The sequence below is a fragment of the Rhodoplanes roseus genome, assembly GCF_003258865.1.
In the GTDB taxonomy this organism is placed as follows: Bacteria; Pseudomonadota; Alphaproteobacteria; order Rhizobiales; family Xanthobacteraceae; genus Rhodoplanes; species Rhodoplanes roseus.
Genome location: NZ_NPEX01000182.1, coordinates 1 through 12,034 on the forward strand (window position 1 = coordinate 1; position 12,034 = coordinate 12,034).

At 69.5% G+C, this 12,034-nt stretch carries 11 protein-coding genes; 5 read left to right on the forward strand and 6 right to left on the reverse strand.

Annotated features, from left to right (window positions below):
• Both CH341_RS21390 and gmk read left to right on the forward strand, forming a co-directional pair.
• Nucleotides 1-439, forward strand: a 439-nt coding sequence (locus tag CH341_RS21390; protein WP_210208509.1) for an endoribonuclease YicC domain-containing protein, incomplete at its 5' end; no start/stop codon positions are given.
• A 5-nt stretch (nucleotides 440-444) separates the two neighbouring features.
• Nucleotides 445-1,116 carry a guanylate kinase gene (gmk, locus tag CH341_RS21395; protein WP_111421007.1) on the forward strand — a complete coding sequence of 224 codons (672 nt, stop codon included), beginning with the start codon at nucleotides 445-447 and terminating at the stop codon, nucleotides 1,114-1,116.
• A 184-nt stretch (nucleotides 1,117-1,300) separates the two neighbouring features.
• Here gmk and CH341_RS21400 read toward each other — a convergent pair whose 3' ends face one another.
• The 6 genes from CH341_RS21400 to lptG all read right to left on the reverse strand — a co-directional run bounded on the left by CH341_RS21400 (nucleotide 1,301) and on the right by lptG (nucleotide 8,536).
• On the reverse strand, nucleotides 1,301-1,870 hold the full coding sequence (locus CH341_RS21400) for a hypothetical protein (RefSeq protein ID WP_111421008.1): 570 nt from the start codon (nucleotides 1,868-1,870) through the stop codon (nucleotides 1,301-1,303).
• 110 nt (nucleotides 1,871-1,980) lie between these two features.
• Nucleotides 1,981-2,868 carry a 16S rRNA (adenine(1518)-N(6)/adenine(1519)-N(6))-dimethyltransferase RsmA gene (gene rsmA, locus CH341_RS21405; protein ID WP_111421009.1) on the reverse strand — a complete coding sequence of 296 codons (888 nt, stop codon included), beginning with the start codon at nucleotides 2,866-2,868 and terminating at the stop codon, nucleotides 1,981-1,983.
• Nucleotides 2,865-3,893, reverse strand: coding sequence for a 4-hydroxythreonine-4-phosphate dehydrogenase PdxA (pdxA, locus tag CH341_RS21410; protein WP_111421010.1), 1,029 nt, complete (start codon nucleotides 3,891-3,893; stop codon nucleotides 2,865-2,867). Before pdxA ends, rsmA begins: the two co-directional genes overlap by 4 nt.
• Nucleotides 3,890-4,831, reverse strand: a complete 942-nt coding sequence (locus CH341_RS21415; protein WP_170149744.1) for a peptidylprolyl isomerase — start codon at nucleotides 4,829-4,831, stop codon at nucleotides 3,890-3,892. Before CH341_RS21415 ends, pdxA begins: the two co-directional genes overlap by 4 nt.
• Before the next feature lie 142 nt (nucleotides 4,832-4,973).
• Nucleotides 4,974-7,442: an LPS-assembly protein LptD gene (locus tag CH341_RS21420; protein WP_111421012.1), complete on the reverse strand. Its 2,469-nt coding sequence runs from the start codon at nucleotides 7,440-7,442 to the stop codon at nucleotides 4,974-4,976.
• Entirely contained in the window at nucleotides 7,442-8,536 is a 1,095-nt protein-coding gene (lptG, locus tag CH341_RS21425; RefSeq protein ID WP_111421013.1) for an LPS export ABC transporter permease LptG, read from the reverse strand. Before lptG ends, CH341_RS21420 begins: the two co-directional genes overlap by 1 nt.
• A 444-nt stretch (nucleotides 8,537-8,980) precedes the next feature.
• Here lptG and CH341_RS21430 point away from each other — a divergent pair, with 444 nt between their 5' ends.
• The 3 genes from CH341_RS21430 (at nucleotide 8,981) to CH341_RS21440 (ending at nucleotide 11,767) form a co-directional block, all read left to right on the forward strand.
• A complete protein-coding gene (locus CH341_RS21430) occupies nucleotides 8,981-10,474 on the forward strand; it encodes a leucyl aminopeptidase (RefSeq protein WP_111421014.1) in 1,494 nt (497 codons plus the stop codon).
• Between the two features lie 72 nt (nucleotides 10,475-10,546).
• Nucleotides 10,547-10,999, forward strand: a complete 453-nt coding sequence (locus CH341_RS21435) for a DNA polymerase III subunit chi (RefSeq protein WP_111421015.1) — start codon at nucleotides 10,547-10,549, stop codon at nucleotides 10,997-10,999.
• Nucleotides 11,000-11,329: 330 nt separating this feature from the next.
• Nucleotides 11,330-11,767, forward strand: coding sequence for a hypothetical protein (locus CH341_RS21440; protein WP_146604566.1), 438 nt, complete (start codon nucleotides 11,330-11,332; stop codon nucleotides 11,765-11,767).
• Nucleotides 11,768-12,034 lie beyond the last annotated feature (267 nt).

Sequence of the window (12,034 nt, forward strand, 5' to 3'; positions counted from 1 at the left end):
GAATCTCTCCCCCGCCGCCTGCGCCCGGCTCGGCACCGAGTCCTCGGGCTGGCTCAAGCCGCTGGTGGCGCGCGCCGAGGCGGCGCCGGGCCGCAAGGCCGAGGCGATCCGTCAGCGCCTCGCCGATCAGATCGCCGCGCTGATGGAGACGGGCGAGCGCTTCGACGCCGACCGGCTGCATCAGGAGGCGATCCTGATCGCCTCCAAGGCCGATGTCCGCGAGGAGCTCGATCGTCTCGTCGCGCATGTGGCTCAGGCCAAGAGCCTGATCGCCAAGGGCGGCCCGGTCGGCCGCCGTCTCGATTTCCTGTCGCAGGAGCTGAACCGCGAGGCCAACACGGTGTGCGCCAAGTCGAACGACCTGGAGCTCACGGGGGTCGGTCTCGAGCTGAAGAGCGTGGTCGAGCAGTTCCGCGAGCAGGTGCAGAACCTGGAGTAGGAGCGATGCCGGCGGACGGGGCGAGCACGCAGGGAGCGATCGCGAGGCGCGGCATCATGCTGGTGGTGTCGTCGCCGTCCGGCGCCGGCAAGACGACGCTGACTCGCACCCTCATCGACGAGGAAGAGCACATCACCCTGTCGGTCTCGGTGACGACGCGGCCGCGCCGGCCGAGCGAGATCGACGGCGTGCACTATCGCTTCATCACGAAGCGGCAGTTCGAGATCATGCGCGACTCCGGCGATCTGCTCGAACATGCCGAGGTGCACGGCAACTGCTACGGCACCCCGCGGGAGCCGGTCGAGCAGGCGCTGGCGGCGGGCCGCGACGTGCTGTTCGACATCGACTGGCAGGGCACGCGGCAGCTCTACGAGGCGATGCGCGACGACGTGGTCAGCGTGTTCGTGCTGCCGCCCTCGGCCGCCGAGCTGAAGGCGCGGCTCGAGCGGCGCGCCGAGGATTCCGAGGACATCATCGTCAAGCGGCTGAGGAACGCCGCCGAAGAGATCGCCCACTGGCCGGAATACGACTACGTTCTGGTCAACCGCGATCTCGACAAGAGCTTCAAGCGGCTGCAGTCGATCCTCACGGCCGAGCGCCTCAAGCGCGTCCACCGGGCCGACATGGAGAGCTTCGTCGACGGCCTGCTCGACGGGTTGAGGGAAATCACCGCCTAGTCGTCGCAACCCGATCGGCGAGCAGCGACCTGATCAGCCACCTCGGCCCGGAACGCCGCCACGGCGAAGCGCGCGACGCTCTCCCAGGCTGATCTTCTGCACGCCGCGGGTGCGCGACGCGCAGCTCGACTCGGACCGGGTCTCCTCGCCGACCTCGATGGGCCGGCCGATTTCGCGACCTGACTCACGGCCCGATGCGCGCGGACGGTGGCTGCCGGTCCGGGCCGGCGATTGGGACAGTGACGTGACGGGGGCCGGTCTCGGCGCCGTCGGCGAGATGCCAGGACACCGTGTAGCGGACGTCGTAGCGCGGGCACCCGTCACGCCCGGTGAGGATGTCGACCATGTCGGCGCCGGGCGTGTGGCAGCGGTGACCGAACACGGGCGTGGGATCGACGTAGAACTCGTACCAGCCCGCCGTCTCGGCGACGAACACGATGCTCCCGCTGCGCTCGCCGGCCACATAGGCGGTCGCCCGGACCTTCGACCAGAACGGCTGCATGATCACGACCCAGAGGGAGCCCACCTTCGCGTCGACCGTATAGTCGGCCCGCAGGGCTCGGCCGGCCGGGACATAGACGGGAGGCATCGTGAAGCGCGAGAGCAACCCGCTGCTCTCGACGAACAGGCCGCGGCTGACGGCGTTGCCGCGCTCGTACCCCACCAGCGTCACGGCGCCGGTGGCGAGGCCGACCAGATAGAAGCTCACGGCACCCAGCAGGGTGGCACTGATCAGCAGGGTGGGACGGGGCACGCGCGCCTCCCGGGGGTGTCGTCACTGCACGGTAGTGGGAGGTGGATTGCCGGCGGGTTCACGCGGCGCGTGTGTCCGGCCCGCCGAGGGACCGTAAGCTCGCGCGGTGGTTAAGGCGCGCTTGCCGCCGGCGTGTCCGGCAGGGTCGCCGGGGTGAGCGCGTCGAGTGCCCGGGCGAGCGCCACGAAGCCGTCGACCGGGACGGTCTCGGCCCGGGTGGTCGGATCGATCCCGACGGCGGCGAGCAGCGGCAGCGGATCGGGCACGAGCGTCTTCAGGCTCTGCCGCAGCATCTTGCGGCGCTGACCGAAGGCCGCGGCCGTGACCCGCTCCAGGGCGCCGAGCCGGCAGGGCAGCGGCGCCGGGCGCGGCTCCAGCCGCACCACCGTCGACGTCACCTTCGGCGGCGGCACGAAGGCCGAGGGCGCGATGTCGAACAGGATCTTGGGCTCGCAGCGCCATTGCGCCAGGACCGCCAGCCGGCCGTAGCTCTTGCCGCCGGGGGCCGCGACGATCCGCTCGGCCACCTCGCGCTGGAACATCAGCACCAGCCGGTCGAACCACGGCGGCCAGGGCTCGATCGACAGCCAGCCGACCAGAAGCGCGGTCGCGATGTTGTAGGGCAGGTTGGCGACGATGCGGATCGGCCCCGAGCGGGTGAGCATCGGGGTCGGGTCGAGTTCCAGCGCGTCGCCCTCGACCACCTCCAGGCGGTCCGGGTACCGCGCAGCGACCTCGGCCAGCGCTGCGACGGCGCGGGCGTCGCGTTCGATCGCCACGACGCGGCGGGCGCCTTCGGCGAGCAGCGCGCGCGTCAGGCCACCCGGGCCGGGACCGACCTCGACCACGGTGACGCCGTCGAGCGGGCCGGCGGCGCGGGCGATCCGGCCCGTCAGGTTCAGGTCGAGGAGGAAGTTCTGGCCGAGCGACTTGCGGGCCGAGAGGTCGTGCCGGCGGATGACGTCGCGCAGCGGCGGAAGATCGTCGATCGCGCTCATGCGGCGCGGGCCCGGCGCGAGCCGGCGGACAGCCGCGCCGCGAGGCCGAGCGCCGCGATCAGGCTCGACGGCTCGGCCCGCCCGGTCCCGGCGATGTCGAAGGCGGTGCCGTGGTCCGGGGAGGTGCGGACGAACGGCAGGCCGAGCGTCACGTTGACGGCGTCGTGGAAGGCCAGCGTCTTGATCGGGATCAGCGCCTGGTCGTGATACATGCACAGCGCCGCATCGTAGGTCTTTCGCGCTGCCTCGTGGAACAGGGTGTCGGCCGGAAGCGGGCCGCGGGCCGCGATGCCCTCGGCCCTCAGGGCCGCGACGGCGGGCGCGATCACGGCGTCGTCCTCGGTCCCGAGCGCGCCGCCTTCGCCCGCATGCGGATTGAGACCGGCGATCGCGAGCCGCGGATGCGGCGTGCCGAACCGCGCCGCGAGGTCGCGGGCGACGATGCGCCCGGTCTCGACGATCAGGCTCTCGGTGAGCCGTCCCGGCACCGTCGACAGCGGCACGTGGATGGTCACCGGCACGACGGCGAGCCGTGGTGACCACAGCATCATCACGGGCTGCGGTGTGCTCCCGAAATGCCGCCCGGCGAGCTCGGCCAAGTACTCGGTGTGGCCCGGTTGGCGGAAGCCGGCCTCGTAGAGCACGTGCTTGGCGATCGGATTGGTGACCACGGCGCTCGCGTCGCCGGCGACCACGGCCGCGACGGCACGGTCGATCGCGGCGATCGCCGCGGGGGCGCTCGACGCGTCCGGAGCGCCCGGCTCCGCCGTGACCGGCATCCCGAGATCCAGCACGGGCAGGGCATGCGAGAACGCGGCTCCGGCCGCGCCGAAGCCGACCGCGGCAATCGGCACGTCGAGACCGAGGCGGCGAGCCCGGGCGGCCATGAAGGCCGCGTCGGCCAGAAGCGCGAAAGCGGGCAGGGCGGCGGCGTCGCGGCGCAGCCAGGCCAGAAGGGCGATATCGGGTCCGATGCCGGCCGGCTCGCCGATCGTCAGGGCGAGAGGGGCCGCGGCGGCGCTCATCGCCGCTCGATCATCGCGGCGCGGCGCAGCTCCTGCAGGTACTTCTTGGAGTGGGCCTGGAACTTTTCGGCGAACATCTCCTGCCGAACCTCCTTCAGGGCCGGCGCGTCCACCTTGATCTCGCGCTTGGCGCACAGCGCGAACATCTCGATGCCGTTCGGCGTGCTCTCCGGGCTGGTCAGGCGGCCGACGCCGGTCTTGTCCAGCAGGTCGCGCAGCGCCGGCGCCAGGTCGGTCGAGTTCTTGACGATCTGCTCGCGCACGGCGACGTCGCGCAGCTGGCGCGCGAAGGGGAGGCCGCTGTCGCAGCTCTCGAAGCGCGCCCGCAGCGCCTCCGCCTCGCGGCGGCGCGTCTCGGCGCCCTCGCCGCCTTTCGAGGCGACGAACAGGATCGGCCGCAGCACGTATTCGGTCGCGGCGATCTTGTCGGAGATCGGCTGGTCGTCCTTCCGCTTCGCTTCCGCCGCCGCCAGGATGTCCTTGTCGCGAAACTGGAAGCTCGACTGGAACTTTCCGCGCACGAGCTGCTGCCAAGTGATGTCGGCGCGGATGCGGGACTTCAGCGTCCCGGGCGTGACCCCACCATGGGCGAGCGTCGCAGTGAGCTGCTCCGGGGTCATCCGCATGCGCTTGGCCATGTCCGCATAGGACGTGTCGACGTCGGAATCGCCGATGTCGAGGCGGAAGCGGCGGCCCGCCTGGATCTTGATGCGCTCGTCGATCAGCTCCTCGATGACCTCCTGCCGGCTCGGCGTCTTGCGCGTGACCAGGGTGGCGAACTTCTGGCGCTGCTCGATGTCGAAGGAGGTGATCGGGTCGCCGTTCACCATCACGATGACGTTCTGAGCGGCCGCGGGCTGGACCGCGCCGCCGGCCAGGAGGATCGCCAGGGCGCCGGCGAGGCCGCCCAGGGCCGAGATCAGTCGTGTGCGAAGCATGGCACCGTTCATGTGATGTCGATCGCTGGTCAGGGACCCGGGCCGGGTCCGTCGTAGCGCCGCCGCGACGAACGCGGCACGTGCCGCGGCGCCGCAGGCTAGCACTGAACGGCCAGAGCCTTAAAAGCCGATATGGGCGAAATTATTGTGTCGTCCCGATCGACGACGCGGTGGTCGACGAGCTCGACGTGCTGCCGATGGTCCGCAGGCCGATCTGCAGCATCACCGTATGATTGGACGACACGTTACCGCTGTAGGTGTAGTCGGTGATGTAGTTCAGCCCGATCAGGAAGCAGTCGTCCATGTAGCCGAGCCCGACGCGGGTCTGGCTGATCTTGCTGTTCTCGATGTCGTACCGGATGGCGCCGTTGGCGATCCAGTTTGCATCGAGCTTCACCGAGCCGCTGCCCAGCACGCCCTCGCGCCGCTCCAGGAAGCCGAGCTCGGGCTGCGCCGCGTAGTTGCCGTACATCATCGACACGTTCCAGCGGTCGAACGACATGCGGCCCTCGACCTCGAGGCGCTGCAGCGTCAGATCGCTCTCGTCGAAGCGATAGCGCGAGATCAGGCTGAAGATCCGGTTCGGCGTGTAGGCGAACCGCGCGACATAGTCCGAGGCGCGCTTGTCGAGGCCGCTGTCGAGACCCGTGTTCGAGGTGTCGCCGACCGCGAAGGAGTTCGTGCCGAACAGGTGATAGGACTGGCCGATCAACATGTTGACGGCGCCGGCTCCATTCACCTGAGCGGTGTATTGAATGCCGTAATTGGCGCGGCCGCCGCCTTCGACGCGGTCCCAGCCGGAGAACTTGTCGACCCGGAACAGGTTGGAGTCGTCGAACACCAGGCTCTGGGCGTCCTCGTTCGGCAGCTTGCCGATATTGCTCTCGTTCGGCCGCGCGATGATCTGGGCGATCGGCTCGATCGTCTGGGTGCCCCAGCTCTGCACCGAGATGAGGGGCAGGCGATACTCCAGGCCGATCGTCGGCATCACCCGGATCTCGGAGGAGTCGCCGGTCTGGATGAAGTTGGCGACGCTGGGGTCGCTGGAGTTCACGTGCAGCTGGGCGGCGTCCGCCCGCAGCGAGGCGAACGGGACGAACACCTGGCCGAACGAATCGACGTAGCGGGTGCGCCAGTCCACCTCGGCCGAGAGCCGGGAGTAGGTGCCCGGGATGCCGCGCAGCAGGCAGTCCTTCGCGGTCTTCGCGGTGTCGGCCGTGGTGCTGCACAGGCCGGTGTTGAAGGCCGCCTGGCTGATCGCGTTGTATTCCGCCTGCTCGCGCGACAGGCTCGTCAGGTTGGCCCGGTAGCTCACCTCGCCGCCCAGCACCTGCTGGTTCAGCACCGAGGTGTAGTCCATCACCGGATGGACGACCGGCAGCGTCTTCTGCACGTCGGATTCCGAGAATCCGTAGAAGTGCATCGCGCGAATGTCGAAATAGCTGCGGTCACCGCGGCCGGTGAGGAAGATCTGCGACACGCCCTCGGTCAGGTTGCTGAAGAACTCGTTGCCGGTGCGGCTCTGCAGCGACTTGATCTTGTAGTTGTCGAAGAAGGTCGGATCCGTGATCAGGATGCCGTCGAAGCCCCAGGTCCAGCGCGGCGACAGGTTGAAGCGGCCGGTCGTCTCGATGCTGCCGCGGAAGTCGCGGAAGCCGGACGTCGGCACGCCGTTGCTGACGAAGTAGTCCTTGTCGGCCTGGAAGATGCCGGCGCCCTTGATCGAGTAGTAGCCGTCCTCGAGGCGGTGGCGCCACTCGCCCTGCATCAGCAGGCCCTGCCGGGTCATCACCCGGGGCGAGAGCGTCAGGTCGTAGTTGGGAGCGAGCGCGAAGTAGTAGGGCGTCTCCAGCCCGTAGCCGTAGATCGTGCTGGTGGTGGCGAGCGGCATCAGGAAGCCGCTCTTGCGCTTCACGGTCGGGTCGGGCGCCGAGAAGTAGGGCATGTAGGCGAGAGGCACGCCGAAGAACTCGATCTTCGCGTCCTCGAAATAGACCATCTTCTCGTTCTGGTCGTGGATGATCCGCGCCGCCTTGACCTGCCACAGCGGCGGCTTCTGCGGGTTGTCCTTGCAAGGCTCGCAGGCCGTGTAGACGCCGCTCTCGAAGACCGTGTAGTTGCCGCCGGTGCGCTGGCCGCGCGCCGCCGCGAACCGGGTCTGGTCCGGCGTCTCGATGCGCAGCGAGTCGATGAAGCCGTCGCGGTAGTCGTCGGTCAGGTCGATCAGGCTGCCATAGGTGATCTTGCCGTCCGGCTCGGTCAGCCGGACGTTGCCCTCGGCCTGCAGATGCTTGGTCTTCTGGTCGTAGACGACCCGGTCGGCCTCGATGGTCGAGCCCTTGTAGTAGATCTGGACGTTGCCGACCGCGACCACCCGCTCGTTGGTGTAGTCGTACTGAATCTCGGTCGACTGGACGAGCATCTGCGGGTCCGTCACCGGCGCCGCCTTGGGCTGCGTCGGGCGAACCTGAGAGCGGAAGTCGAGCGTCTGCGCGCCGGCCGGACCGAGGCCGAGCACCGTCGTCGCGGCGAGCAGGGCCAGCGTCGCCGTGGCGGCGAACAGGCGCTGCCGGATCCGGAGGGAAGACGAGGTCGGACGCATGGCCGGCATCACCCGTCCTCCAGGTACAAGAGAGGCACGAGACCGGTCAGCACGCCGATGAACACGGGAAGCCAGGCCGCCGCCGCCGGATGCATCAGCTCGGCCTTGCTCAGGTCCTCGGTGACCTTCGACAGCACGTACAGAAGGAAGCCGGAGACGATGCCGCTCAGCACCATCTTCTGCACCCCGCCGAAGCGGAAGAAGCGCAGGCTGAACGCGGCCGCGACCAGCACCATGGCGGCCAGCAGAGCCGGCCGCGAGATCAGCTTCTGGTACTGCAGCCGGTAGCCCGCCGCGGCGAGGCCGGCGTGGTCCGCCATCTCGATGAAGAAGGGAAGATCCCAGAACGACACGGTCTCCGGTGTCGCGAAGGTCTCGCGCACCTGGGCCAGCGTCAGGTTGGTCTTGAGGGCGTAGTCGGCGACCCGCTCGGGCAGCGCGTCGACCGGATAGCGCCGGGCCTCGATCAAGCGCCAATAGCCCTCGTTGAGCATGGCGATCTTGGCCTCGATGCGCTCGATGAAGCGGCCGGCCTGATCGTACATGAAGACCGTGACGCCGCCGAGCCGCACGCCCTGGTCGGTGCTGGTGACGGCGTTGATGATCGACTGTCCGTCGACGCTCTTCTGCCGCACCCAGAAGCCCGTGCCGGTGCTCTGCAGGCCGGTCTGCGCGGCGTTGTTGAAGGCCCGGTCCTCGAGCCGCTTGGACTGCTCCTGCAGCATCGCGGCGACCGGGTTGTAGACCGCGGTGGCGAACACGCCGATGACGAGGGCGGCCAACACGGCCGGCGCGACGAACTGCCAGGCCGACATGCCGGCCGAACGGGCGACCACGAGCTCGAGGCGGCGGGACAGGTTGAGATAGCACAGCATGGCGCCCACCAGCACGGCGAACGGCATGATGCGTTCCATGATCTGGGGGACGCGGGTCACCGAGATGCCGGCCGCGAGCATGGCGGAGGCATTGGCCTCGCCGGCGCTGCGCCGCATCAGCTCGATATAGTCGACCAGCAGGACGAGCCCGAACACACCGACGAACACGGTGAGAGAGGCGCCCAGGAAGCGCCGGCCGAAATAGCGCGAGAGACGACCCGCAACCATTCGCTAGGTTCTCACGGTCCATTCGGCGGGCAGAACGCGCCGCCGGGTTGTCGTTGTCCATGACGGGATCGAGACGACGTCGACCGCCTGCAGCGCCCCGGACGGGCGCACCTGCGGCTCGAACCCGGTGATACCGGTCGTCGTCACCTTTCCCCCTCGTCCCCGGCTCCCCCGAGCCGACTCGCCTGCGAGGCTCCGTCTGTCGACGGCGGATCGCAGGATCCCAGGATACACGAGTCTGCCGGGCCGATCTGTCGACAAAAAGGCCGTCCTCTCCGCTGCATCCCGGAAGCGCCTCGGCGTGGTTAACCGCGTGTGACCGAGGCATCCCCCCAATGCTATGCCAAGCTTTCGGCCACGGGTCACTACCGCGACAGGGGAATTGCTGGCACCGTGGCCCTCGGGCCACAGAATCGGGTCCGCAGGATCAAGAGGATAGCTGGAATGGTTGAGGGATTTCGGATCAGGTTCGGGACGTTCGCGCCGCCGGCCAAGGGTGTTCTGGTCGTGTTTTGCGACGACGGGCTTCGGCTGGGTCCGGCAACCAGGGCGATTCTCGGAAAGGCGACGGCCGTGGTGACGCGTGCCGCGGCGGCCGACCGGTTCAAGGGCAAGCTCGGCTCCGCCCTCGATATCGTCGCACCGGCGGACCTGGCGGTCGATCGGCTGGTGGTGGTGGGGCTCGGCAAGCCGAAGGACTGGACGCCGAACGACTCGGTCAGGCTCGGCGGCGCCGCGATGGGCAAGGCCGGGTCGGCCGCCGAGGTGACCATGGTGGCGGAGCTGCCGACCGGTGCCATGGACGCCGAGCTCGCCGCCGATCTCGTTCTGGGTGCACGGCTGCGCGCCTACACGTTCGACCGCTACAAGACCAAGAAGAAGGACGACGACGAGCCGAAGCGCCCCGTCACCCTGACGGTCGCCGTGAAGGACCCGGCGGCGGCGCGGCGGATCGGGGCCGAGCGGGAGGCGGTGGCGGACGGCGTCGTGCTCGCCCGCGACCTCGTCAACGAGCCGCCCAATGTGCTGTTTCCCGTCGCCTTCGCGGAGCGCGCCGCGGAGCTGCGCAAGCTCCGCGTGGCGGTCGAGATCCTCGACGACCGGGCGATGAAGCGGCTCGGCATGAACGCGCTGCTCGGCGTCGGCCAGGGCTCGGCGCACGAGAGCCGGGTCGTCGTCATGCGGTGGAACGGCGGCAAGGCGACCGACAAGCCGATCGCCTTCGTCGGCAAGGGGGTCTGCTTCGACACCGGCGGCATCTCGATCAAGCCGGCGGCCGGCATGGAGGACATGAAGGGCGACATGGCCGGGGCGGCCTGCGTGGTCGGGCTGATGCACGCGCTCGCCGCCCGCAAGGCCAAGGTCAACGCCATCGGCGCCATCGGGCTGGTGGAGAACATGCCGGACGGCGCCGCCCAGCGGCCCGGCGACATCGTCACCACCATGTCGGGCCAGACGGTCGAGATCATCAACACCGACGCCGAGGGCCGGCTGGTGCTCGCCGACGTCCTCCACCACGTCGTCACCAAGTACAAGCCGCAGGCCATGATCGACCTCGCGACGCTCACCGGCGCCATCATGGTGGCGCTCGGCCAGGAGCATGCGGGGCTCTTCGCGAACGACGACAAGCTCGCGGAAAACCTCGTGAAAGCCGGCCAGGCGACGGCCGAGCGGGTGTGGCGCATGCCGCTCGCGCCGGAGTACGACAAGCTGATCGACTCGAAGTTCGCCGACATGAAGAACACGGGCGGGCGTTTCGGCGGCGCCGTGACGGCGGCGCAGTTCCTGCAGCGCTATGTCGGCAAGACCCCGTGGGCGCATCTCGACATCGCCGGCACGGCGCTCGGCTCGCCGCAGACCGACATCAACAAGAGCTGGAGCTCCGGCTGGGGCGTCCGGCTCCTCGACCGGCTGGTCGCGGACGTCTACGAGCCGTGAGGGTGCCGGCGTCCGGCGCCTCGATCACCACGCCCTCGGGCATGTCCCGCGGGCGTGGTGTAGGGTAGAGCGATGACCGAGCTTCTCTTCTACCATCTGCAGCGCCGGCCGCTGGAATCGGTGCTGCCGTCGCTCCTGGAGAAGTCGTTGGAGCGGGGCTGGCGCGTGGTGGTGCAGGCCGGCTCGGACGAGCGGGTCGACGCCCTCGACGCCCATCTGTGGACCTACCGGGACGACTCCTTTCTGCCGCACGGCACCGACCGGGACGGGTTTCTGGCCGAGCATCCGATCCTGCTCACCGTCAAGGACCACAACCCCAACGGGGCGGTGGTTCGCTTCCTGGTCGAGCGGGCGCCGCTGCCGCCGGACGCGGCGAGCTATCGGCGGATCGTCGTGATGTTCGACGGGGAGGACGAGGAGGCGCTCGCCGAGGCGCGCGTCACCTGGCGTGAGAAAAAGGCCGAAGGATTCGAGGTGACCTATTGGCAATGCGACGAAAACGGCCGCTGGCATAAGCGCGGCTGAGGGCCAGCATATCGTCGCAGGGGGGCGTGGGGGCCTCGGCTTCCAGCGGACGGACTGCCATGATGCCGACGCAAAAAACCGCTTGAACGATTGTTGTTTCCAATCGAAATACGGCGGCGGCCGCTCGCGGCCGAACAGCCCTCGGGCATCCGGGCCGACGGCGACGCCACGGCCGATCCGCGGGGGCGGCGTCGGGGAAGGGGGCCCCATATGCGTCACGCACGATCCGATCAGACTGGTTTCTCGCCGACAGCTCGTCGGGCGACGCTGCGCTCGGCCGCGGCCGCGCTGATCGCCATGGCCGCCTTCGGCGTGGCTGGATGCTCGAGCATGCCGGATCCGTCCGAGGTGAAGCTGCTGCCCTCGGCCAACGCTTTCGTTCCGACGCCCTCCGGCGAGTTCGCCAAGGCGGCCGTCAACACCAACCGGCCGGTCTCGCCCGGCGACCTGGTCGACGGCCAGGGCGCGTGCGCCGGTGCGGCGCCCTCCGGCGAGGCGGGTGCGGTGGACCGGCCGCTGCGCGGCGTCGGCCTCGACATGACGGAATGCGAGGTCGTGCAGGTTTACGGCCCGGCCCAGTCGACCGAGATCGGCGCCAACGAGCGTGGCGAGCGCAGCGTGGTGATGACCTATGCGAGCGCCGACCGTTCCGGCATCTACCGGTTCACCGGCGGCCGGCTGACCTCCATCGAACGGACCGGCGAGCCGCCGGCGCCCGCGCGCCCGGCGAGGAGCAAGCCGGCGCCGAAGCGGCAGCAGCCGAGCTGAGCGGGGCGGAGGTCGCGCGTTCGGGCGAGAATCCGGCCGGCGTCACTCGGCCGGCCAGCGGCATCCCGACGCATTCGGGGGCCGGCTGCGACGGGCGGCACCGCCGTGCGTTGCCGTGTGCACCAACCCGGATCGCCCATGACCCCCTCCTGGACCCCCTCCAGAATTTCGACCCGCACGAACCGTCCCGTTCGATTCGGCCGCTCATGGGCCAGGGCCCCGATGCTGGCCGCGCTGCTGGCCGCGCTGCTGGCGCCCGGTCCGCTC

Bases quoted from the DNA above. Each gene is read 5' to 3' on its own strand.
- CH341_RS21430 (WP_111421014.1), top strand. From the start codon at position 8,981: ATGGTTGAGGGATTTCGGATCAGGTTCGGGACGTTCGCGCCGCCGGCC.
- pdxA (WP_111421010.1), bottom strand. From the start codon at position 3,893: ATGAGCGCCGCCGCGGCCCCTCTCGCCCTGACGATCGGCGAGCCGGCC.
- CH341_RS21440 (WP_146604566.1), top strand. From the start codon at position 11,330: ATGCCGGATCCGTCCGAGGTGAAGCTGCTGCCCTCGGCCAACGCTTTC.
- lptG (WP_111421013.1), bottom strand. From the start codon at position 8,536: ATGGTTGCGGGTCGTCTCTCGCGCTATTTCGGCCGGCGCTTCCTGGGC.
- gmk (WP_111421007.1), top strand. From the start codon at position 445: ATGCCGGCGGACGGGGCGAGCACGCAGGGAGCGATCGCGAGGCGCGGC.
- CH341_RS21420 (WP_111421012.1), bottom strand. From the start codon at position 7,442: ATGCCGGCCATGCGTCCGACCTCGTCTTCCCTCCGGATCCGGCAGCGC.
- rsmA (WP_111421009.1), bottom strand. From the start codon at position 2,868: ATGAGCGCGATCGACGATCTTCCGCCGCTGCGCGACGTCATCCGCCGG.
- CH341_RS21415 (WP_170149744.1), bottom strand. From the start codon at position 4,831: ATGCTTCGCACACGACTGATCTCGGCCCTGGGCGGCCTCGCCGGCGCC.
- CH341_RS21435 (WP_111421015.1), top strand. From the start codon at position 10,547: ATGACCGAGCTTCTCTTCTACCATCTGCAGCGCCGGCCGCTGGAATCG.